Raw genomic sequence first — 22879 nt, forward strand, 5'->3', positions numbered from 1 at the left:
TGAAGTCTATGTCTGTTATTGATATTGCGCTTGTTGTGATTGCCTTGGTGGCGGTGGGGGTTGCTGTGGCTTGCGCCCTCCAGCTCAAGAGCCTGCGTTCCGAGTTGCGGGAGCGTGGCGACAGTAGCGCGGAGATGCTGGCTGCGCTCGAGCAGGCCAACAGTACGCTCGATGCCCTCAACGTCGCGCTGGCAGAAACCCGACGCACGGCAAACGCCATCGCGCAGCAGCAGACGACCGACGCCGCCGTAGAGCAGCAACGCTACCTGACCATCGCGCGCGAATTCTCGCAGGCCGGCGACCGTATGGACGACCTGCGCCGCGAGACGACCCAACAGCTCGGCGCCAACCGCGAGGGAATCGAGCAGCGCCTGGACAAGGTGCGTGAGACGGTCGATGCCCAGCTGGGCGCCATCCGCAAGGACAACAATGTGCAGCTCGATCAGATGCGCGCGACAGTGGACGAAAAACTTTCCCGTACGCTCAACGATCGCCTGTCTACATCGTTTAAGCAGGTGAGCGACCAGCTCGAGGCCGTGTACAAGGGCCTGGGCGATATGCAATCCATCGCCACCGGCGTGGGCGATCTTAAGCGCGTGCTGGGCAACGTCAAAGCGCGTGGCATTTTGGGTGAGGTGCAGCTGGGTGCGATCCTTGCGGACATCCTTACGCCCGACCAGTATCTGGAAAACGTTGCCACCAAGCCTGGCGCCTCGGAACGTGTTGAGTTTGCCGTCAAGCTGCCGGTAGACGAGGGCGATCCCGTGCTGCTGCCAATCGACTCCAAATTCCCGGGCGATGCGTACGAGCATCTGCTCGACGCCCAGGAGTCGGGTGACGCTGAGGCCGTCGCCGCAGCGCGCAAGACGCTCGATATGATGGTGAAACGCGAGGCCAAGGACATTTGCAAGAAGTACCTGAGCGTGCCCGCGACGACCAACTTTGGCATTCTGTTCGTGCCGTTTGAGGGCCTGTACGCCGAGGTCGTCAGTCGCCCTGGGCTTATCGAGGCCCTGGGCCGCGACTATCACGTCAACGTTGCCGGCCCCAGTACCATGGCCGCCATCCTCAACAGCCTGCAGATGAGCTACCAGACGTTTAAGTTGCAAAAGCGCACCGACGACGTGCTACGCGTGCTTTCCGCCGTCAAGGCCGAGCTGCCGCGCTATCAGGCGGCGCTGCGTCGCGCGCAGCAGCAGATCGAGACCGCGGGCAAGACGGTCGAGGGCATTATCACCACGCGCACCAACGTTATGGAGCGCAAGCTCAAGGACATCGACGCGCTGGAAGACGCGCGGGAGGCCGACGCGATTTTGGGCTTGGAGTCCGCGGGCCTGCTCACAGACCAAGAAGACAAGGACTAGCCGTGCCTGACGGCGGGGTGTCGGCGCAAGCGCGGGGCGCGGGTGCTTTTCGCATCGTGCTTGCCTGAAGCGCGCTTTAGTGTGCAACAATGGCGTCTCGCCCTATCAGACGCGAAAGGAAGCCCATGTCTCAGAGAAGCACCAGCCCGCTCAAGCGCTCCACCGTGCGCCGCACGTTGCAGCGTTTTTGGGACGTCACGCGCACGCAGCCGTTGATCGTCTTTCTTTCGGTATTCTCGTCGGCGGGCTATATCTTTTTGCTTACGTTTGCCAACACCTACGTGATGGCCCTCATCGTCGACCGCGTCCAGGCCGGCCCCGTGGCGGGCGAACAAGTATTCGAGGTCTTTGGTCCTTACATTCTGGCGCTTGTGCTCGTTAATCTGGTAGGCCAGATCCTCTCCAAATTGCAAGACTACACCGTCTACAAGCTCGAGATTGCGGGCAACTATCACCTGGCACGCTTGTGCTTTGACACGCTCTCCAACCAGTCCATGACATTCCACACCAGCCGATTTGGCGGATCGCTTGTGAGTCAGACGAGCCGTTTCATGAGTGGCTACACGGGCCTGGTGGACGTGACGGTGTATTCGCTCATCCCCACTATCACCTCGGTTGTCTGCACGGTGGCGGCGCTCGCCCCGGTGGTGCCCACATTTACCGTGATCCTGGTGGGCATCATGGTCATCTACATTGCGTTTGTCTGGCTTATGTACAAGCGCATCATGCCGCTTTCGGCCGCGACGTCCGCCGCGCAGAACAAGCTGTCGGGCGTGCTTTCCGACGCGGTCACGAACATCCTGGCCGTCAAGACCTGCGGGCGCGAGGACTTTGAGCGCGACCTGTTCGATACCGCCGACCGCGCCGCGCGCGACGCCGAAACGGTTTCGATGCACGCCATGATGCAACGCAACTTTACGACCTCGGGCCTTATCGTCATCACCATGGCCGTGGTGAGTGTGTTCGTCGCGGGCGGCAACGCGTGGTTTGGCATTTCGGCCGGCGCGCTCGTCATGATCTTTACCTATACGTACAACCTCACCATGCGTCTGAACTACGTGAGCTCCATGATGCAGCGCATCAACCGCGCGCTGGGCGATGCGGCCGAGATGACGCGCGTGCTGGACGAGCCGCGTCTGGTGGCAGACGACGAGAACGCCCCCGAGCTCAAGGTGCGCGAGGGCGCGATTGATTTTGAGCACCTGAGCTTTGCATACCGTGATGCCGCGGCGGGCGAGAGCGTGTTCGACGACCTGACGCTCCATGTGGCGGCGGGCCAGCGCGTGGGCCTGGTGGGCAAATCGGGCTCGGGCAAGACGACGCTCACCAAGCTGTTGCTGCGCCTGGACGACGTGCAGGGCGGCCGCGTGCTCGTGGACGGTCAGGACGTCTCGCGCTGCACGCAGCAGAGCCTGCGCCGCCAGGTTGCCTACGTGCCGCAGGAGGCGCTGCTGTTCCACCGCTCCATTCGCGAGAATATCGCCTACGGCCGCCCCGACGCTACCGACGAGCAGATTCGCGAGGCTGCGCGCCTGGCCAACGCGACTGAGTTTATCGACCGCCTGCCCCATGGCTTTGACACCATGGTGGGCGAGCGCGGCGTTAAGCTTTCGGGTGGTCAGCGCCAGCGCGTGGCCATCGCCCGCGCCATCCTCACCGACGCGCCGATTCTGGTGCTCGACGAGGCGACCTCTGCCCTGGACAGTGAGTCCGAGGCGTTGGTGCAGGAGGCGCTCGAGAACCTGATGCGCGGGCGCACCTCCATTGTGGTGGCGCATCGCCTGTCCACCGTGGCGGCGCTCGATCGCATCGTGGTGCTGGCGGACGGCGAGATTGTCGAGGACGGCACGCATGCGCAGCTTGTCGAGGCGGGCGGCGAATACGCAAGCCTGTGGAGCCGCCAGACCGGCGCTTTTTTGGAAGCGTAAAGACCCCATACGTGGGACAATCGTGCCCATAGGTTTGTTATGCCGTTGAGCCGAGGAGTCGTTATGCCACGCGAGACCAATGCCACCAAACGCGAACGCGCCATCGAGGTGTGCGAGCGCCTCAACCGTCGCTATGGCCCGGTCGAGTGCTTCTTGGACCACGAGAATCCTTTTAGGCTGCTCATCGCGGTACTGCTCTCGGCGCAGACGACCGACGCGCAGGTCAACAAGGTGACGCCGCGGCTGTTTGCCCAGTGGCCCACGCCCGAGGCCATGGCGGGGGCGAGCGTGGCCGATGTGGCCGATACCATCAAGTCGCTCGGCTTTTATAAGAGTAAGGCCAAACACGCCGTGGAGGCCGCGCAGATGATCGTCGCCGATTACGGCGGCGAGGTGCCGGCCGACATGAAGGAGCTCGTCAAGCTGCCGGGCGTGGGGCGCAAGACGGCGAACATCGTGCTCAACGTGGGGTTTGGCATTGTCGAGGGCATCGCGGTCGACACGCACGTCAACCGCATCGCGCACCGCCTGATGCTGAGCCCCAAGACGCACGCCAAAGAGCCGCTCAAGACCGAGCAGGATCTGCTCAAGATCTTGCCGCACGAGTATTGGGAGTCAGTCAACCACCAGTGGATTACCTTTGGCCGCGAGATCTGCGACGCCCGCAAACCTAAGTGCGACGAGTGCCCGCTGGCAGACCTTTGTCCCAGCGTGCGCGTTTTGGGGTAGCTGTCCGGCGCGCGTCGGCGCGTCCATCCCATGCGCTACCATGACAATCAATGCTTTTGACGAACGACCCGCCGAGCTTGCCCCGGCGGGCTTTTGGCGTTGCGATGCCGGAGGAACAGCATGCTCATTCACCGTATAGCCGCGCAGCTCTACACTGCCGAGGCACTGCAGACCGTCGAGGCCGGGCTCGATGCTGGCGAGGACGTGACGCTGGCCGTGTCACAGTCGGGCCGCACGCTTATGGCCGCCGCCCAGTTTGCGCGTCGTCCACGCCCCACGGTCTACATCGTGAGTGGCGAGGATGCCGCCGACCGTGCCGCACGTAGTCTGGCCGCCTATGTGGGCCTGGCGCACGTGTGCCGCTTTCCCGAGCGCAAGGACTACCCTTGGCGCGAACAGGCGCCCGACGACGCCGTGGTGGCCCAGCGCTGCGAGGCGCTCGGGCGCATCGTGCGCGGGGACAACTGCATCATGGTCGCCTCGGCCCGCGCACTGCTGCGCTGCGTGCCGCCGGTCGAGAGCCGCTACTGGGAGTCCACTACTTTTGCGGTGGGCGAGGAGATTCCCTTTGACGAGGTACCGCAGCGTCTGGTGGGCATGGGCTATACCAATGCCGGCGCCGCCGACGTGCCCGGCCTGTTCCGTGTGCACGGCGACACCGTCGAGGTGTTTCCCGCGCAGGAGAAGGCGCCCGTGCGCATTGAGTTTTTCGGCGACGAGATTGACCGCATCCGCCGCATGGTGAGCTCCACGGGCCAGACCATCGGCAACGAGGACAGCATCGAGATCTTCCCCTGTCGCGAGCTCGCACTCACCGACGACGCCGTCCACAACATGCATGTGGCGCTCTACCGCGCCAGCCAGGACGACAGCAAGTTGGCGGCGCTGCTCGAGATGGTGGATGCGCGCATCGTCACGCCTGAGCTCGACCGCTTTTTGCCGGTGATGTACGGCCAAACCGTGAGCCCGCTGTCGCATGTGAGCGGCAAGGCGCTCGTGGTGCTGTCCGAGCCGCGCTCGCTGTTCGACGATTGCCTGCGCGCCTACGAGGATATCGAGGCACGTGCCGGCGAAGCGGGGGTCGACCGTCTGGACGGCCTGTACGTACGTGCCCAGCAACTCGACTTTGGTGCCCAGCAGCGCCTGAACTACGTAAGCCTCATCCGTGCCGGCGGTGCGGTGACGGCCGAGCTCAAGATTGAGCAGCCGGCCATCGCAGGCTCGGACAACCGTTTTATGACGCGCATCCAGGAGGTCGTGGGCAAGCGCTATGCCTGCGTGTTTGCCATTCCCGACCGCGGCGCGCGTGAGTCGATGGAGCTCACCTTTGGCGACGAGGGCATTACCTTTGAGGAATCGCTGACCGCGGCGCCCGAAAATGCCGGCGCCATCGGCGAGCGCGTACGCGTGGCAACGGCGGATTCTGCCGATCGCGCTGCCCGCCAGGAAGCCCATGCTGCAATTCGCGAGCGTAAGGCCGACGCACTCAACGCCCGCTCGCTCGAGGCGGGCGCGGCCCAGGCTGCCGCCGGTGCCGCCGTGCCCACCATCTCGCGCGGGCGCGTGACCTTTGTCGATGCCGCCCTGCCGCAGGGCGTGGTGGTGCCCGATGCCAACCTGGCCGTGTTCTCGATCGCCGACCTCAACGCCCGTATGGATGCCAACCGCGCGCGCAGCCGCCGCAAGGTGGACATTACGCAGATCACCTTCCCGTTTAAGCCGGGCGACTACGTGGTGCACGCCACTCACGGCATCGCACTCTTTAGCGAGATTGCGCGTCAGGAAGTGGGCGGCAAAGAGCGCGACTACTTTTTGCTGGAATATGCCGACGGCGACAAGCTCTACGTGCCGCTCGAGCAGGTCGACCGTATCACGCGATACGTTGGCCCCGATGGTGACAAGCCGCGCCTGACCAGGCTCAATACCGCCGACTGGACGCGTGCAACCAATAAGGCGCGCAAGAACGCGAAAAAGCTGGCGTTTGACCTGGTCGATTTGTATACGCGCCGCTCGTCGATTACCGGTATCGCCTGTCCGCCCGATACGCCCGAGCAGATCGAGATGGAGGAGAGCTTTCCCTACGACGAGACGCGCGACCAGTTGGAGGCCATCGCCGACATTAAGGCCGACATGGAGGCGCCCAAGCCCATGGACCGCCTGCTGTGCGGCGATGTGGGCTTTGGCAAGACCGAGGTCGCCCTGCGCGCAGCGTTTAAGTGCGTGGACTCCGGCCGCCAGGTCATGGTGCTCTGCCCCACGACCATTCTGGCCCAGCAGCACTACGAGACGTTCTTTGAGCGTTTTGCCCCGTTTGGCCTTGAAGTCGAGGTACTCAGCCGCTTTCGCACGCCGGCGCAGCAAAAGCGCGCGCTCAAGGCATTTGCCGAGGGCACGATCGATGTGCTCATCGGCACGCATCGTCTGCTTTCGGCCAATGTGAACCCTAAGAACCTAGGCCTGGTGATCATCGACGAGGAGCAGCGCTTTGGCGTGCAGCACAAGGAGCAGCTCAAGAACCTGCGCGAGCAGATTGACGTGCTCACGCTTTCGGCCACGCCTATTCCGCGAACCATGCAGATGGCCACGAGCGGCGTGCGCGACATGAGCCTGATCACGACGCCGCCGACTGGGCGTCGTCCCGTGATCGTGCATGTGGGGGAGTACGACCCCGATGTGGTGAGCGCGGCGATTCGCCTGGAGGTGGGCCGCGGCGGCCAGGTGTACTACGTGTCCAACCGCGTCAAGACCATCGACGACGCCGTGGCGCGCGTGCACGAGGCCGCGCCCGAGGCGCGCGTGGGCGTGGCGCACGGCAAGATGAGCCCGCGCGAGGTCGAGGATGTGATGATTGAGTTCGCGACCAAAAAGATCGACGTGCTCATCGCCACGACCATCGTGGAGAGCGGCATCGACAACGCGACCGCCAACACGCTCATCATCGAGGATTCGCAGCGTCTGGGCCTGGCGCAGCTCTACCAGCTCAAGGGCCGCGTGGGTCGCTCTGCCACGCAGGCCTACGCGTACTTTATGTTCCCGGGCGAGCTGCCGCTCACCGAGGAGGCGACGGCGCGCCTGACCGCACTTTCCGAGTTCCAGGACCTGGGCAGCGGCATGCGCATCGCCATGCGCGACCTGGAGATCCGTGGTGCCGGCTCGCTTATGGGCGCCGAGCAGCACGGTAACCTGTCGAGCGTGGGCTTTGACCTGTTTACGCAGATGCTGGGCCAGGCCGTGGCCGAGGCGCGCGGCGATGACGATGCCGGCGTGGAGGCGGCGAGCGTGGGCATTAACCTGCCGGCCGATTACTTCTTGTCCGAGGAGTACCTGCCGGCGGTGGACCAGCGCGTGCTCGTGTACCGTAAGCTCGCGGCGGCCGAGGACCTGGAGAGTGTCGACGAGGTGCAGGAGGAGACCGAGGCCGCGCATGGTGAGCTGCCGTTGGCGGGACTCAACCTGTTCAACCGCGCGCGCATCCGCATTCGCGGCGAGCGCCTGGGGCTCGAGAGCGTCACGCTCAGCGGCGGTCGCATCACGTTTTTGGGCGTCGACGTGCCCAAGAAGGTGGCCTTTGAGCTTAAGACCCGCTATGGCGCGGTGAACTTCCCCAAGAGCCGCAAGCTGTCAGTGCCCTACAAGGCGGGCGCCGGTGCGGGCAGCGGCCTGGGTCGTGGCCTCGACGCCAACGACGGCACCGGTCCCGTGGCAGCCGCCCTCATGCTGCTGCAGCAGCTGGGCGCTAGTGATGATGACTAACAGGTAGGGGGCGTAGCGGGATAGAGATATTGGTCGTTCTTTGTCCCACCACGTTGCGGGCCGATTCCACCCCATCGAAAGGAAAGCATGTTCGGATACATCTATAAGAAAGATGTCGCCATGATTGCGGTCGTCCTGTGCCTTTGTCTGGGCGTGGGCAGCTTCTTCGATTACCAGATCTCGAGCGCGCTGTTCAACATCGGCAGCATGTACGGTCGCTTTATCGAGGCCGCCGGCGAGCTGCCGTTTGAGCTGACGGCGAGCATCGCGGGCGTTATGCTCGTGCGCGCGGTGCGTCCCGATTCCAGGGGGAGCAAATGGCTCGCCGTGCTCGGCATCCTCGTCAACGTCGGCCTGGCCGGCTACGAGATTATCTCGTCCCTGCAGGTTGGCGGTAAGCTTATCGCAGCTCAGCTGGTACTGACGTTTGTGCTGGTTATCGCTGCCAACTTTGTCGTCTATCGCCTTACGCGCGACACCGACCCCGACGAGCTCACGCGCTGGGCGCTGATGGTGCTTGCCGTGTGGGTCGCTCAGGCCATCATCCTCAACGTCATTGTCAAGCCGCTGTGGTCGCGCCCGCGCATGCGCGTGATCGAGGTCACGCCGGGGCTCAGTTTTCAGCCGTGGTGGGTGATCGGTAACCCCGACAAGTGGGCCTATATCGCCGCCGGCGTGATCAAGGACGGCTTCAAGTCGTTTGCGAGCGGACACACGGCGCATGCGGCGATCGGCCTTATGCTCGCCGGGCTTCCCGCGGCGGCCTTTAAGGAAAAGCCGTCGCGACGCCGCGTGGTCTTTTGGGTCGCGGCGGCCGTCGCGGCGCTCGTCGCCTTTGGCCGTATCGTGATCGGTGCACACTTTTTGACTGACGTGAGTTGCGGCTTTGCCCTGGTGTTGGCACTTGAGTGCCTTGCCGCGCGCATTGCCTATCCTCACGGCGTACAATAGCCCCACTTGAATCATCTGGACGATACCTGGTAAGAGAGGATTGCCATGCTCGCGTTCAACAACGACTATTCCCACGGTGCACATCCGGCGGTGCTGCAAGCGCTCGTCGACACCAATATGGAACCGCAGCCCGGCTACGGCACCGATGCACATACCGAGCGTGCCAAGCAGCTTATCCGCGAGGCCTGTCAGGCTCCCGATGCCGACGTGTTTTTTCTGGTGGGCGGCACGCAGGCCAACGCGACGGTGATCGACATGCTACTTGCGCCCTACGAGGGCGTCGTTGCTGCCGAGACTGGCCACGTCGCCTGTCACGAGGCGGGCGCCATCGAGTTTGGCGGCCACAAGGTGCTCACCATCCCTGGCTACGAGGGCAAGATGCATGCCGAGGACCTCGAGAATTATATCCAGGTGTTCTACGAAAACGAGAGCTACGAGCACACGGTGTTTCCGGGCGCGGTGTACGTGAGCCTGTCGACTGAGTACGGCACGCTGTACTCCAAGGCCGAGCTCGCGGCGATTCACGCGGTGTGCCAGAAGCGCGAGATTCCGCTGTTTGTGGACGGTGCCCGCCTGGCCTATGCGCTGGCAGCCGACGAGTGCGACATCACCCTGCCCGAGCTGGCACAGCTGTGCGACGTGTTCTACATCGGCGGCACCAAGTGCGGCGCTCTGTGCGGCGAGGCCGTGGTGTTTTGCGGCATGCACGCTCCGGCGCATCCCATTCCGCGCATTAAGCAGCACGGTGCGTTGCTGGCCAAGGGTCGCCTGACGGGCGTGCAGTTTGAGGCGCTCTTTACCGATGGCCTGTATTTTGAGATTGGTCGCCAGGCGATCGAAACCGCGCAGGCGCTTCGTCGCGTGCTGCACGAGCGCGGCTACCAGTTCTTCTTGGAGACGCCCACAAACCAGCAGTTTGTGATTTTGCCCAACGAGGACATGGCCCGCATTCGCGAGCACGCCTCGATCGAGTACTGGGAAAAGTACGATGAGACCCACACCGTGGTACGTTTTTGCACCAGCTGGGCCACGACGCAGGAGGACATCGACGCGCTGGCGGCTGTCCTGTAGCTTGATGTAATGACGAGGGGCCGCCCTGCGCCTGGGTTTGGCGCGGGGCGGCCTTTGCTTTTGTGGGGGAAGGGTTGTATGACCGAGATGTCCGAGCCGACGATTCGCCTGGCGACGCCCGATGATGCGCCGGCGTTGCTTGCCATCTATGAGCCGTATGTGCGCCAGACGGCGATTACCTGCGAATACGAGGTGCCGAGCGTTGAGGAGTTTGCCGGGCGCATCGAGCGTACACTCAAGCGCTATCCGTATCTGGTGATGGAGTTGGACGGGCGTCCGGTGGGCTATGCCTATGTGAGCCCGCTCAACAGCCGCGAGGCATACGACTGGTCGGTCGAGACGTCGATCTACCTGGCGCGCGATGTGCGCCACGGCGGGCTGGGCCGCAAGCTGCACGATGCGCTCAGGCAATGCCTGGTCGCGATGGGTATCACCAACATGTGCGCCCTCATCGCCGTGCCGCACGATAAGGACGACGAATACCTGACGCACAACAGTCAGGATTTCCATGCCCATATGGGATATCGCCTGGTGGGCGCCTTCGATCGCTGCGCCCAAAAGTTCGGTCGCTGGTACGACATGTGTTGGATGGAGTTGGTCCTGGCCGCGCGCACACCCAACCAACCCAAGCCAACCTGGTTCCCCGCACTTGTCACCCAAGGATTCAAACCTACCATTTAGGGACAGGTTTTTGGCTGTCTTGTGGTATCAAATCGCCGCAAGAAGCGCGGCGTTCGTACGCTATTTTGACTTGGATTGTCCCCTCGGCACGCCTTGCGAGCTAAGTGAGTAGACTTTTTGGCGCAGGCTGACCACAAAGCGTATCTGCCTTAGTAAAACCGCAGGTCACGGAGGTGGCTGTTTTGAATGTGCTCGGCAGGTCGCGAAAAGTCTACTCACTTAGATTTACGGTGCTGGATATTCTGGGCAGGAACAGTTGAGCTTGGGCGGCGCGTGTTGCCAGGCGATGTTGGCATTTGCGCCATGCTGGCTTGAGATTTAATAAAAACCGCAGGTAAAACGTTTATTAGGTACATTTTGCCTCGTTTGGTGCGCTAGCCGATGGGCTCGGTGTATTTGGCGCGGTCGGTGCGTTGGATGCGCTTGGAGATGTGCAGCGGGCGGCCGTCGGTGTCGTAGACGTAGTCAGTGATAAGGATTAGTGCCTGCCCGCGCTCGACGTTGAGCAAAAACGCCTCGTTTTGCGAGGCATAGCACACCTCAAAGGTCTTATGCCCCTGTGCCGGCGCGCGATGGAATTCTTGGCGCAGCGTGGCGTAGAGCGAACCGTTGATATCGCGATCTATGAGTGCTTCAAAGCTCGGTGGTAGATAGGTGGTCTCCAGGCACAGTGGCGCATCGTCCAGGTAACGCAGGCGGACAAGTTTGACAAGCTTGCTGCCCACGGTAGCGTCAAAGAACTTGGCCACGCTGCCCATTGCTTTGGCAAAGCCCGAGTCCACCGTGCGCGTGGTGGGCTTCATGCCCCGGCCTTCGACCTGCTTGGTATAGCTCGAAAACACCAGGTTGTTCTCGTGGAGCGCGGGCGTGTCGGCCACAAAGGTGCCACGTCCGCGCTCGGTGCGCACCAGGCCCTCGTCAACTAACACCTTAAGCGCGTGGCGCACGGTGCTGCGCGACAGCCCCGATTCGTCCATGAGCTCCATCTCGGACGGCAGCTTGTCTCCGCGTGCGTAGGTGCCGGCGGCGATGCGGTCACGCAGCGTACCCGCCAGACGCTCGTATTGGGCCAAGTTCTTTTTTGACGAAGTGCTCATGCGAACAACCTGTATCTAACTTGTATGCTTATTGAACCAAGCATGTATCCAACATGACAACAAAACCGCTGGTAATGGATTGCCGAAAACTTTACCAGCAAAATTTCTAAGACAAATATAGCATACAACTAGTCGACATAGCCAAAACATGTATATAACTTGTATGCCATCGAGAGCATCAAACGAGAAGAAAGGCCGATGCACGATGACTACTCAGGAACAGGTTAAGGACGTCGTCTCCCAGGTTTTGGCTGACAAGGCGGACAAGGGCGGCATCAAGCGCGTCGTGTGGATCGGCGCCGGCGGATCCAACGGCGGCAACTATCCTGCCCAGTACTTTATGGAGCACGAGGCCACGCAGGTTGTGAGCTCCAGCTACACCAGCAACGAGTTCGTGCACGCAACCCCTGCCTACGTCAACGAGAACACCCTGGCCGTCGTCGTGTCCATGCGCGGCACCAAGGAGACCATCGTCGCTGCTCAGGTCGCCAAGGACCACGGCGCCAGCACCATCGCCATCTATGTTGACGAGTCCGGACTCACCGAGGTCTGCGACTACAAGATCCAGTATGACAGCCTGGCCGTCGACGAGTCCTGCATGGGCCGTACCAACTCCGCCGTCGTGACCATGATCGCCATGGAGCTCACGCAGCAGACTGAGGGCTATGCCGAGTACGAGACCGCCATGGCCGCCTTCGACCTGGTCGACCCCATCTACCGCAAGGCCGTTGAGTACACCCGTCCGCTCGCTGCCAAGTGGGCCGAGCAGAACGCCGACAAGCCCTGCATCAACGTCATGGCTCAGGGACCGCTCTTTGGTGCCGCCTACGTCTTTAGCATCTGCAACGTGCAGGAGATGTTGCAGATCGACTCCTGCACCATCAACACCTGTGACTTCTTCCACGGCCCCTTTGAGATCCTGGACAAGCGCACCTCGCTGTTCCAGCTCATCAGCGTTGGCCGCAGCCGCTGCAACGACGAGCGCGGCATCCGCTTCGTCAACCAGTACGGTGGCGAGCGCGTCTATCAGCTCGACGCCAAGGAGCTCGGCCTCAACGACATCAAGGACAGCGTGAGCGAGTACTTCAACCACCTGATCTTTGCCCCGATCCTCAACAACGTGTACATGCGTGCACTCTCTGCCGTCACCCACAAGGACTACATGACGCGACGCTACATGTGGAAGCTTGAGTATTAGTTACGCCGTTCTACCGAACGGCGTAACGGCTCGACGCTGCGCGGGCCGCATTTGGACAATCTGGCGTTCAACTTCAAGGGCGCGACCAGAAGGTCAGCGCCCTTTCGTTTCACACCACCTTGCCTCAAATGCGACCCGCTCGCTGACTTATGCTCAACCAACGACTAGTCATTTAAGAACGTCCCCAATGACTACCCAATGAGTATGTGGGGAAACAGATTTTCCGCTCACCGATTTGTGTCTTGAAAAATGTATATAACGACTATAACGTAGTGTGAAACATATTGGAAACAATACCGAGGAGGCTGCGTTGAAGAAAAGCAATCTGGGCTATGTACTGGTGCTGATCGCCGCGCTTATGTGGGGCAGCATCGGAATCTTTGTAAACGGCATCTCGGCCATGGGCGTTTCGTCCCAGAGCATGGCTGCCTTTCGCTTGTTGGTCGGAGCGCTTATCTTGGCGCCGGTCCTGATGTTTATGGGCTGCCGTCCGGGTGAGGGGTCTACCGTGGCTCAGGGTCCGCTGGCCCTGTTCAAGGCAAGCCCTAAAGAGCTTGTTCCCTGCGCGCTTGTCGGTATCGTCGGTTTGGCCGCCGCCAACACCTGCTATTACGAGTGCATGGGCGAGGTCGGCATGTCCACGGCCTCGGTGCTGCTCTATACCTCGCCGGTGTTTGGCGTCGTGCTCGGTCGCGTGCTTTATCGCGAGAACGTGACCCCCAACAAGCTCGTTGCCATTGTCTTCAATATCGTTGGCTGTGTACTTGCAGTGACCAATGGCGACCTTTCCGGTTTTCATTTTTCGGTTTGGGGCGTCACGTCGGGCGTGATTGCAGGCCTTTGTGGTGCGTCGCTCGCGGTGTTTAGCCGGATAGCAACCAAGACGGTCCACCCGCTGGCTGTCACGTTTTGGGGCTTTGTTTTTGGCGGTGCGGTTATGGCAGCTATCGCGGCTCCGTGGCCGGATGTCGCCGCGGCAATGTCGCCACAGTTGCTGCTGCTGTTCCTTGGCTTTGGACTCATCCCCACAGCCGTGGCTTACATCTTATATATGCAGGGTCTGTCCATGGGGCTCGAGACGTCGAAAGTTCCCGTCGTAATGTCATTCGAGACAGTCGTCACCGTACTGCTGGGCATTGGTGTCTACGCCGAGCCCGCCGGTGCGATCAAGGTTCTGGGCATCGTTTTGGTGCTCGCGTCCATCGTGATCATGAACACCGACTTTTCCAAGCTACGCGACAGTGTGTTTGTCGGCCATGTCGTTGAGAGCATGACCTTTAAGCCCAACGCGTGGTGGACGGAGAAATCGCAGGACATGGATCTGTTCCGCGAGCGCACAGGCATTACGCTGGAGCCCACCGTGCAGGAAAGCCCCTGGTACTTCGTGCGATAGGGGATTGCGCGCGGCGTCCGACCTGGGGTTATCCAGCCAGCGCCGGCCTACCAAGCCCCAACGTTTCAAGTACGTTAAGCCCGCCAACGGTCGTTTTTCACCCGCGAACGGTTTATATACTAATTATCAATATAAGCAACGTATGAGACGTTATAATGACCATAACGAAAAGGAGGAGGCAAGATGAATCAGATCATTCTCGCATCTCATGGTGGCCTGGCCGCAGGCGCCAAAGACACGCTCGAGATGGTTCTCGGCGACGTGTCGAACGTCCACGTCGTGTCGCTTGCTCGTGACGACAAGGAGCCCATCACCAATAAGGTGGACGCTATGATCGCCACGTTCAACGCGGACGACACCGTCTATGTGCTGACCGATATGCTCGGCAGCTCGGTCAACAACAGCATGGTCGAGCTTTCCCGCAACGGTGCAGCATTCACGGTGATCAGCGGTTTCAACATTCCGCTGGCACTGACGCTTGCCATGAGCCCCGCCCCCGTCAAGGGTGCCGAGCTCGCGGCCCTCATCAACGAGGCCCGCACCGGTCTGACCAACCCCAACGCACCGGTCGAGGTCGCCGCGGCTCCCGCCAAGAAGGCCAAGGCGTCCCGTCACAGCTCCGGTCCCGCCAAGATCGTCCTCGCACGTCTTGACTACCGTCTGCTGCACGGCCAGGTCGTCTTTACCTGGACCACCAAGGTTCAGGCCGAGCGCATCATCGTCGTCGACAACGCTGCTGCCAACGATGACATCAAGAAGGGCGCTCTTAAGCTGGCCAAGCCCCAGGGCGTGCGCCTGAACGTCTTCACCGTCGAGCGTGCCCTCGCCAAGATGGACAAGCTCAACACCCTCGGCGAGCGCGTCATGTTCGTCTTTGGCAACACTGCCGAGATGCTGCAGTTCTGCCAGGGCTACAAGCTCGACGCCATCAACCTGGGCGCCACCGCCAACCACGACGGTGCCGATCAGGTCGGCGGCAAGGACAGCTCCGTCTTCCTCGACGCCAACCAGAAGGCCGACGTCAACCAGCTGCTCGACATGGGCATCAAGCTCTACGTCCAGCAGACCCCTACGTATCAGAGCGTCGACATCGACGCCAAGCTGTAATCAACCAGGCTTTTGCCTGACTGAAAGGAGAAGGGTATGAATACGTTCATCAGTGCGGTGCTCGTCGGCCTCGTCGGCGTGTTCTGCATGTGGGACTCCCGCCTGCTCGGTCGTCTTAACTTCGAGCAGCCCCTCGTTGGCGCTACGCTCGTCGGTCTGCTGCTGGGCGATGTGCCCACCGGCCTTGCCGTCGGTGCCGCCGTCGAGCTCGTGTCCATGGGCCTGGTGCAGGTCGGCGCCGCCGTTCCGCCCGATATGGTCCTGGGCGGCATCGTGGCCGCTGCCTTCGCGTGCCTGACCGATGCTTCCGCCGAGACCGCCATGACGATCGCCATCCCGGTCGCCGTCCTGGGTCAGCTCCTCGGCATCGTGTTCCGTTCCATCATCGCCGCCCTCACCCATGTGGCCGATAGCGCGATCGATAACGGAAAGTTCAAGACCGCCTACCGTATGCACATCTGCGCTGGCTCCGGTCTGTACGCCATCATGTACTTCCTGCCGATCTTCCTCGCCGTCTTTGTTGGCACCGACCTGGTTCAGGCCATCGTCAACATGGTTCCCGAGTGGCTGTCCACTGGTCTTAACGTTTCGACCAAGATCATGACCGCCTACGGCTTGGCCCTGCTGCTCACCATGATGATCAAGAAGGGTATGACTCCGTTCCTGTTCATCGGTTTCCTGCTCGCCGCTTACCTCAACCTGTCCGTCATCGCGGTCGCTCTGATCGGTGTGTGCCTGGCTGTCGTCTTCATGGGCTTCAAGTTCAACGGTTCCCATGCTGCTGCCGGCGTTGATTCCGACTACGATCCGCTCGAAGACGACGAAGACTAAGGAGGAACACACTATGGCAACCGCAACCAAGGACGTGTCCCTGAACAAGAAGGTCAGCCAGTTCTTCTGGCGCTCCTGGGCCATCCAGGCCTCTTGGAACTACGAGCGTCAGATGAACATGGGCTTCCTCTACGGCATGGTTCCCACGCTCGATCGCCTCTATCCGGACGAGTCCGACCCCAAGCAGCTCGCTGCTAAGAAAGAGGCTTACCACCGTCACATGGCGTTCTACAACTGCACCCCGCAGACGAGCGCTTTCATCCTGGGTCTCTCCGCCTCCATGGAGGAGGAGTACGCCAAGGATCCCGAGAACTTCGATCCCGATTCGATTAACGCGGTCAAGACCTCCCTCATGGGTCCGCTTTCCGGCATCGGTGACTCCTTCTTCCAGGGCACCATCCGCGTTATCGCCTTTGGCCTGGGCGTTCAGCTGGCTCAACAGGGCTCCATCATGGGCCCGATCCTGGCCATGCTCATCTCCATCGTGCCTTCCGTGCTGATCACTTGGTTTGCCGCCAAGATCGGCTACCAGGGTGGCCACGAGTACCTGAGCAAGCTCCAGGGCGGCGACCTCATGGAGAAGCTCATGTATGTCTGCGGCATCGTGGGCCTTATGTCCGTGGGCGGCATGATCGCTACGCTAATCGGCGCCACCACCCCGCTGCAGTTCGCTGAGGGTACCGTCGTTATCCAGGACATCCTGGACGGCATGATGCCTCAGATGATCTCGCTTGGCCTCACCGGCCTTATGTACTGGCTCATCAAGAAGAACGTCAACACCGGTTGGCTTCTCGTGATCGCCATCGTGGGCGGCATCGCCCTCTCCGCGGCCGGCATCCTGGCCTAGTCGCGACTAAGCGCCTAACCGCTTTCCCCCGGGGGCCTGCCTGGCATCCCATACCCCAGGCAGGCTTCCATCCCCAATAATGTGACAAAGGGACAGTTCCTTTGTCGCATCCTCAACGGGCCGGCGACTCGGTCCAAACCACGGTAACCCTGCGAGCGCCCGGCAATGTGGCGCCGCAAAAATCGAAAGGAATGTGTCAGATGTACGAGATCGACCTTAACCTCCCTAAGCAGATCGTCGCTGACGTCCTGTCCAACCACGAGATCCACAGCGTCGCCTTCGTCGGCTGCGGCGCTTCCATGTCCGACCTGTACCCCGCCAAGTACTTCCTGGCCAACAACACGGACAAGCTGAACGTTCAGATCTTCACCGCTAACGAGTTCAACTACGACACGCCCTCCTGGGTCAACGAGCACACCTTCGTGATCACCTGCTCCCTCGGTGGCTCCACGCCCGAGACCGTCGAGGCCAACAAGACCGCCAAGAAGCACAACTGCCCGGTCGTCTCCCTCACCAACAAGGCTGGCTCCGCTCTGACCGTTGACGCCGACCACGTCATCGTTCACGGCTTCCACGCCAACTACGCTGCCAAGTGCGAGAAGCCCGGCTATGCTATCGCTCTTGCTCTCGAGATCCTTCAGCAGACCGAGGGCTATGACCACTACGAGGACATGATCACCGGCCTCACCAACATCTTCGATCTCTGCGAGAACGCCGCTCAGCACTGCAAGAAGCTCGCCAAGAAGTTCGCCGAGGACTTCAAGGACGACAAGATGATCTACTTCATGGCTTCCGGTGCCTCCGAGAAGATGGCTTATTCTCACGCCGCCTTCCTGTTCACCGAGATGCAGTGGATCGACGCCGCCGCCTACAACACCGGCGAGTACTTCCACGGCCCGTTCGAGGTTTCCACCGAGGGTAAGCCCTACGTCTTCTTCATGTCCGATGGCGCCACCCGTCCGATGGACGCCCGCGCCCTCACCTTCCTTGAGCGCATGGGCGCCAAGGTCGCTCTGATCGACTCCAAGGACTACGGCCTGGCTGACGCCGTGCCCGCGAGCGTCATCACCTACTTCAACCCGCTGCTGCACCTCGCCGTTATGCGCGAGTACGGCAACCAGATCGCCGAGGCCCGTCAGCACCCGCTGACCATGCGTCGCTACATGTGGAAGCTTTCCTACTAATCACAAGTAAGTAGACCTTACAGGTTGATTGAGAGGGGATGGGGTTTGCGCCCCGTCCCCTTTTTGCTTTGGGGGCGTGTCTGTCGCGTCATAAAACCCCAGATAAAACCTACCAAAATAAACCTGTCCCTTTTTGGCAGGTAGGAGGAGATGCGTATGATCAAGGCAGTGCTGTTTGACATGGACGGCGTGCTGGTCGATACCGAGTGGTTCTACAACCGCCGCCGCGTGGCGTTTATGGAAGAGAAGGGGTTCCACTTTGACGAGATTCCCGATCTTTCGGGGTCTAACGAGCCGGCCATTTGGGAGGCGCTGGTGCCCGACGATGTTGAGCTGCGCGAGCGCCTACGCGTGGAGTACAAGCAGGTCTACAGCCCGGACCACCCCGTTCCGTATGCCGAGCTGCTCAACGAGCAGGCGGAGCCGGTGATGCGTGAGCTGCATGAGCGTGGCGTGAAGTGTGCCATCGCGAGCTCGTCCTATCGCGAGTTGATCGACGAGCTGGTGGAGATTGCCGGTATCGCCGACGTGCTGGACTACACCATCAGCGGTCACGAGTGCAGTGCGTTTAAGCCCGACCCCGAGATCTACCTGCGTGCCATGGAGGCGCTGGGGGTGGAGCCTGCCGAGTGCCTGGTTATCGAGGATTCGCCTTTGGGCATCGAGGCTGGTAAGCGCTCCGGCGCCCGCGTCCTGGCGCTGCGTCCGCACGAGGGTGTCAACCTCGATCAATCGCGAGCCGATGCCGTTATCGATAATCTGACCGACATTTTGGCCGCTTTGTAGCGTCAATCCGCCGAGAGAAGCACTGATTCACGCGTCTTTTGCTGCGGATTGGCTTAATTTGTCATCTATTTGGATCCGTTTGGCTTCGATTCGGACTAAGTGAGTAGACTTTTTGATGCAAGACGAGCACAAAGCGCATCTGCTCTAGTAAAACCGCAGGTCACATGGGTGGCGGTTTTGGGTGTGCTCTGCAGGTCGCGTAAAGTCTACTCACTTGTAATTTGGGCCTTTGGTCGTGGGGTTGCTGGTCCCGCTTTGGTTGTCGAGAGAGGGTGAATTGAAGCGCCCCCGCACGCTCCATGCTACAATCGCGGACATACCCCACAACTACATCTGCCTTCGAAAGGAGCCTGCGTGGCGAACGCCATCGATCAGCTCACGGACCGAGTGCTCGTACTCGGCCGCCTCACCATCGTCCGCCGCGCCATTACTGCCGTGGCGGTCACGATTTCCGCCGTTCTCCAGACATTCCTGATCCAGGCGTTCGTTCAGCCCGCCGACCTGCTTCCGAGCGGCCTCACCGGCGTTGCGGTCCTGCTCGATCGCGTTACCTCGCTGGGCGGCGTTCGCATCGACATTTCGCTCGGTATGCTCGCGCTCAACATCCCCGTGGCGCTCCTATGCTGGAGCGGCATTAGCAAGCGCTTCGTCATCTTCTCGATGATGCAGGTCGTGCTCTCGTCGCTGTTCCTCAACGTCTTTCACTTCGCGCCGTTTTTGGGCGACAAGATCATGCTCATCATTTTTGGCGGCGTGGTCTCGGGTCTGGGCGCTGCCATCGCACTTAAATCCGGCGCATCCACCGGCGGCACCGACTTTATCGCGCTGTGGGTTTCCAACCACACGGGCAAGACCATCTGGGGCGTCATCTTTGGTTTCAACTGCTTTATCCTGGCGATCTTTGGCTTTATGTTTGGCTGGGACAAGGCGGCGTATTCCATCGTGTTCCAGTTTATTTCGACCAAGACCATCGACAGTTTCTATCGTCGCTACGATCGCGTGACGCTGCAGATCACGACGCGCAAGGCAGACGAGGTCATGACTGCCTACGTAAACCATTTTCAGCACGGCATTAGCTGCGCCGAGGTCGTCGGCGGATATAGCCGCGAAAAGATGTACCTGCTGAACACCGTTGTCTCGACCTACGAGAGTCAGGACATTATCAAGCTGGTGTGCGACGTTGATCCCGGCGCCGTGATCAACGTGTTCCACACGCTCAACTTTGTGGGCGGCTGGTGGGGTGGTCATGTCGACGAGCCCATGCCCACGGCCGTTCCCGATCCCGACAAGCCCGCACGCATGGCCAGCAGGCAGGCGCGCCTCAGCGAACAGGACAGCCTGCAGCAGGACGACGGCAAGTAGGGTATTGGCATTTTGCCGGTCCTGCGCAACCCATCCGAACGAGCCCCCCGAAAGCCCCGTTGCTTTCGAGAGGCTCTCGTTTGCCCAGATAAAACCTACCAAAATGAAGCTGTCGCTTTTTGGTAGGGAGGGTGTATCGTTTTATCATTATGAGGTAATATGAAACTAGACGTTATATACGTATTAGTTATTTCGATATTTCGATAAGAGTGATTAGATATGCCTGCGCCCAAAAATGCACCGCTTTACCAGCAGATTTACGACGAAATCAAGGATGCGATCGAGAAAGGTGTTTATGCACCCAAGGAGCGTATTCCGTCCGAGCTTGAGCTAGCCGAGCAGTACGACGTGAGCCGCATTACGGTGCGCCGCGCCGTCGAGGAGCTGTGCTCCGATGGCTACCTGGTTAAGCAGCAGGGCCGTGGTACCTTTGTCTCCACGCCGCACATCAATCGTCAGTTCCACGCTTCGACGCTGCAGACGTTTACCGCGCTGTGTGCCAGCAACGGCATGAAGGCGGGCGCGCATGTGGTCGATCGCCAGATTGTGCCGGCACGTCAAAACGAGATGGAGTTCTTTGGCCTGCAAAAGGACGCGCTGCTGCTGCATATTAAGCGCGTGCGCACAGCCGACGGCGAGCCCATCTTTGAGGAGAACATCTTTGTGCCGTTTGACGCCTACCGTGAGCTGTTGACGGCCGATCTTGAGGACAAGTCGATTTTTGCCGAGGTCGAGCGTGTTGGCGGAACGCCGATTGTCTCGGTTGGCTACCGCACGGTCGAGGCCGTTCGCGCCAATGCCGAGCAGGCGGCTGAGCTGGGCATTGCTCCACACGATCCGCTGCTCAACCTGCGTGCCGGCTTTATCGGCCCCAATGGCGAGCCGGTCCTGATGGGTAAGCAGTACTACGTGGGATCGCGCTACGTTATGGTCATGTAAGTTACGCGGTTTTACCAAACCGCGTAACGGGCCGACGCTGCGCGCCGCCCAGGGCGACAATTTGTCATTCAAAAGGCAAGGCATGACCAGAAGGTCTATGCCTTGCCTTTTTCATGCCAACTTGTTCGCCCTGGACGTCGCTCGCTCATATGACCCAATCCACTGTCAAGGGCCACAATGGCCCCGCCGACCGCTTGCAATCGGTCGGCGGGGCCTGCCGTTAACCCGTCCCGGTCCGCCCCCGGCATGTCATCGACGCCTTCGGCTCAGTCTCATATCCGCGGATACCGCTCCGGCGGCCCGCAATCCTCTCCTTCGGCGGGGTTCCCCTAGTCTGTCTTCGCGCATGCGGCGGCCGCCGCGCGCACAGCGAGAACGGGGGTGTCCCCGAAGGCTGCCCGGCTCGCCGGGACGGGGGCTTATGTCTATTCCGCGCCCTCCCGGCACATCGTGCCGAGGGCCCACAGCCACCTCACGAGCTCGGCCGCGGTGGCCGCGTTCGCCTTCGCCTGCGGCATCCCGCGGGCGATCATCTCCTCGCGGCGGCGCAGGAGCCTCTCGGACCCCTTCCTCCCGTGCATCCTTATCTCGAGGGGCACGCCGGAGCCCTTGGGCATCAGCTTCGGCTGGTGGCCGGCCTGGGCGTAGCACCAGGACCCCTCGACAGTCAGCTTCCTGACGAGCGCGTTGCCGGCCCCGCTGATTCCGCCGAGGCGCACGGAGTCCGCGCTCGACCTCTGCTTCGGGGCGAGGCCGAAGTAGGCCGTCACCTGCCTGCCGGAGCGGAACCTCGAGAAGTCGCCGACCTCGGACGCGAAGGCGGCGGCGAGCGCGAACCCGCACCCCTTGATCGACTGGAGCGCCTCGACCTCGGCCGAGAGGGGGCCCGCCGCGACGGCGGCCCTGTATTCGGCGAGGAGGGCCTCCCTCGTCTCGTCGGCCGCCTCGACCTCGTTCCTCAGCGCCGCAAGCGCCCGGATGCCGCCGTCGTCGGCGGGGTGTATGCCGTCGAGCCACCTGAGGAAGCCGTACGTCCAGTACTTCCGGGGGTTGCCGGCCGGCGTCGTGCCGCCGTAGACATAGCCGCGGCGGGCCAGGAACGCCAGGAGCCGCTGCTTCGCCGCCGCGAGCCTCGCGGTCGCGGCGTCGTGGGCGGCGGCGAGGTCCCTGAGCCCCTCGATCTCGGGGGACGGCACCCATACCGGGGTGACGTCGTGCGACAGTATCGCCTTGGCCATCCTGGCCGCGTCGTTGCGGTCGTTCTTGGACGAGAGGTCGGCGGCCGACCTCGGGACCTTGGAGACGGCCGCGACGACGCAGTCGACGCCGAGCCCGGAGAGCTCCCTCTGCGGGGCGAAGCCGAGGTAGCCGCTCTCGTAGGCGGCGAGCGACGGGCCGGGGAAGCCCGACATCCACTCCGCGACCTCGCCCCAGGGGTTGCCGCGGAACCTCCTCGTCACGGCCTCGCCCGTCTCCGCGTCGAGCGCGCAGACGGTGGTGGACCTGAGGTGTACGTCCATTCCGAAGGCGGTAGAATATCTAGGCACGGGAGCCTCCCAACCTCGTTGCGGCGCGGCTGCGCCTCTGGCACTTCAACAACATTGTCGCAGCCCCGACCCGCGGTCACGAGCGGGGGCTCCTGTCGTTTCCGTGCCCCT

The 22879-nt window shown here is 61.6% G+C and carries 18 protein-coding genes; 16 read left to right on the forward strand and 2 right to left on the reverse strand.

What is annotated here, in order from left to right; all coding sequences use genetic code 11:
- The first annotated feature begins 8 nt into the window (after positions 1 to 8).
- The 7 genes from rmuC (at position 9) to AAAV21_RS06560 (ending at position 10477) form a co-directional block, all read left to right on the forward strand.
- Positions 9 to 1364: a DNA recombination protein RmuC gene (rmuC, locus tag AAAV21_RS06530; protein ID WP_349108268.1), complete on the forward strand. Its 1356-nt coding sequence runs from the start codon at positions 9 to 11 to the stop codon at positions 1362 to 1364.
- Between the two features lie 125 nt (positions 1365 to 1489).
- Positions 1490 to 3292, forward strand: a complete 1803-nt coding sequence (locus tag AAAV21_RS06535) for an ABC transporter ATP-binding protein (RefSeq protein ID WP_349108269.1) — start codon at positions 1490 to 1492, stop codon at positions 3290 to 3292.
- A gap of 63 nt (positions 3293 to 3355) precedes the next feature.
- Positions 3356 to 4021, forward strand: a complete 666-nt coding sequence (gene nth, locus AAAV21_RS06540) for an endonuclease III (protein WP_349108271.1) — start codon at positions 3356 to 3358, stop codon at positions 4019 to 4021.
- Positions 4022 to 4141: 120 nt separating this feature from the next.
- Positions 4142 to 7774, forward strand: a complete 3633-nt coding sequence (gene mfd / locus AAAV21_RS06545) for a transcription-repair coupling factor (RefSeq protein WP_349108272.1) — start codon at positions 4142 to 4144, stop codon at positions 7772 to 7774.
- 87 nt (positions 7775 to 7861) lie between these two features.
- Positions 7862 to 8725: a phosphatase PAP2 family protein gene (locus tag AAAV21_RS06550; protein WP_271743089.1), complete on the forward strand. Its 864-nt coding sequence runs from the start codon at positions 7862 to 7864 to the stop codon at positions 8723 to 8725.
- A 45-nt stretch (positions 8726 to 8770) separates the two neighbouring features.
- Positions 8771 to 9796 carry an aminotransferase class V-fold PLP-dependent enzyme gene (locus AAAV21_RS06555; protein WP_118271027.1) on the forward strand — a complete coding sequence of 342 codons (1026 nt, stop codon included), beginning with the start codon at positions 8771 to 8773 and terminating at the stop codon, positions 9794 to 9796.
- 78 nt (positions 9797 to 9874) lie between these two features.
- Positions 9875 to 10477, forward strand: coding sequence for an N-acetyltransferase family protein (locus tag AAAV21_RS06560; protein ID WP_349102592.1), 603 nt, complete (start codon positions 9875 to 9877; stop codon positions 10475 to 10477).
- 374 nt (positions 10478 to 10851) lie between these two features.
- Here AAAV21_RS06560 and AAAV21_RS06565 read toward each other — a convergent pair whose 3' ends face one another.
- Positions 10852 to 11574: a GntR family transcriptional regulator gene (locus tag AAAV21_RS06565; RefSeq protein WP_117637435.1), complete on the reverse strand. Its 723-nt coding sequence runs from the start codon at positions 11572 to 11574 to the stop codon at positions 10852 to 10854.
- A gap of 205 nt (positions 11575 to 11779) precedes the next feature.
- On the opposite strand from AAAV21_RS06565, the gene AAAV21_RS06570 reads away from it, so the two are divergent.
- From AAAV21_RS06570 to AAAV21_RS06610, 9 genes are all read left to right on the forward strand, one after another.
- Positions 11780 to 12772, forward strand: coding sequence for an SIS domain-containing protein (locus tag AAAV21_RS06570; RefSeq protein WP_118226093.1), 993 nt, complete (start codon positions 11780 to 11782; stop codon positions 12770 to 12772).
- A gap of 310 nt (positions 12773 to 13082) precedes the next feature.
- Entirely contained in the window at positions 13083 to 14165 is a 1083-nt protein-coding gene (locus AAAV21_RS06575; protein WP_349102591.1) for a DMT family transporter, read from the forward strand.
- Positions 14166 to 14348: 183 nt separating this feature from the next.
- Positions 14349 to 15272 (forward strand): PTS sugar transporter subunit IIB, encoded by a 924-nt coding sequence (locus tag AAAV21_RS06580; protein WP_349102590.1) that lies wholly within the window; start codon positions 14349 to 14351, stop codon positions 15270 to 15272.
- Between the two features lie 36 nt (positions 15273 to 15308).
- Positions 15309 to 16103, forward strand: coding sequence for a PTS sugar transporter subunit IIC (locus tag AAAV21_RS06585; protein WP_022095161.1), 795 nt, complete (start codon positions 15309 to 15311; stop codon positions 16101 to 16103).
- Positions 16104 to 16116: 13 nt separating this feature from the next.
- The gene (locus AAAV21_RS06590; RefSeq protein ID WP_346971924.1) at positions 16117 to 16950 is read left to right on the forward strand and encodes a PTS system mannose/fructose/sorbose family transporter subunit IID; all 834 of its coding nucleotides are present in this window, start codon (positions 16117 to 16119) and stop codon (positions 16948 to 16950) included.
- Positions 16951 to 17150: 200 nt separating this feature from the next.
- Complete coding sequence (locus AAAV21_RS06595) at positions 17151 to 18134, forward strand: SIS domain-containing protein (protein WP_226790479.1); 984 nt, start codon at positions 17151 to 17153, stop codon at positions 18132 to 18134.
- A gap of 156 nt (positions 18135 to 18290) precedes the next feature.
- Positions 18291 to 18920 (forward strand): HAD family phosphatase, encoded by a 630-nt coding sequence (locus tag AAAV21_RS06600; protein WP_271743096.1) that lies wholly within the window; start codon positions 18291 to 18293, stop codon positions 18918 to 18920.
- A 354-nt stretch (positions 18921 to 19274) separates the two neighbouring features.
- Positions 19275 to 20282, forward strand: a complete 1008-nt coding sequence (locus AAAV21_RS06605) for a YitT family protein (RefSeq protein ID WP_271743097.1) — start codon at positions 19275 to 19277, stop codon at positions 20280 to 20282.
- A gap of 219 nt (positions 20283 to 20501) precedes the next feature.
- Positions 20502 to 21221 carry a GntR family transcriptional regulator gene (locus tag AAAV21_RS06610; RefSeq protein ID WP_349102589.1) on the forward strand — a complete coding sequence of 240 codons (720 nt, stop codon included), beginning with the start codon at positions 20502 to 20504 and terminating at the stop codon, positions 21219 to 21221.
- Positions 21222 to 21646: 425 nt separating this feature from the next.
- On the opposite strand, the gene AAAV21_RS06615 is transcribed toward AAAV21_RS06610, so the two are convergent.
- Positions 21647 to 22768, reverse strand: a complete 1122-nt coding sequence (locus AAAV21_RS06615; protein WP_349108274.1) for an IS110 family transposase — start codon at positions 22766 to 22768, stop codon at positions 21647 to 21649.
- Between the last annotated feature and the right edge of the window lie 111 nt (positions 22769 to 22879).

This window comes from Collinsella sp. CLA-AA-H302, assembly GCF_040093305.1.
GTDB lineage: Bacteria > Actinomycetota > Coriobacteriia > Coriobacteriales > Coriobacteriaceae > Collinsella.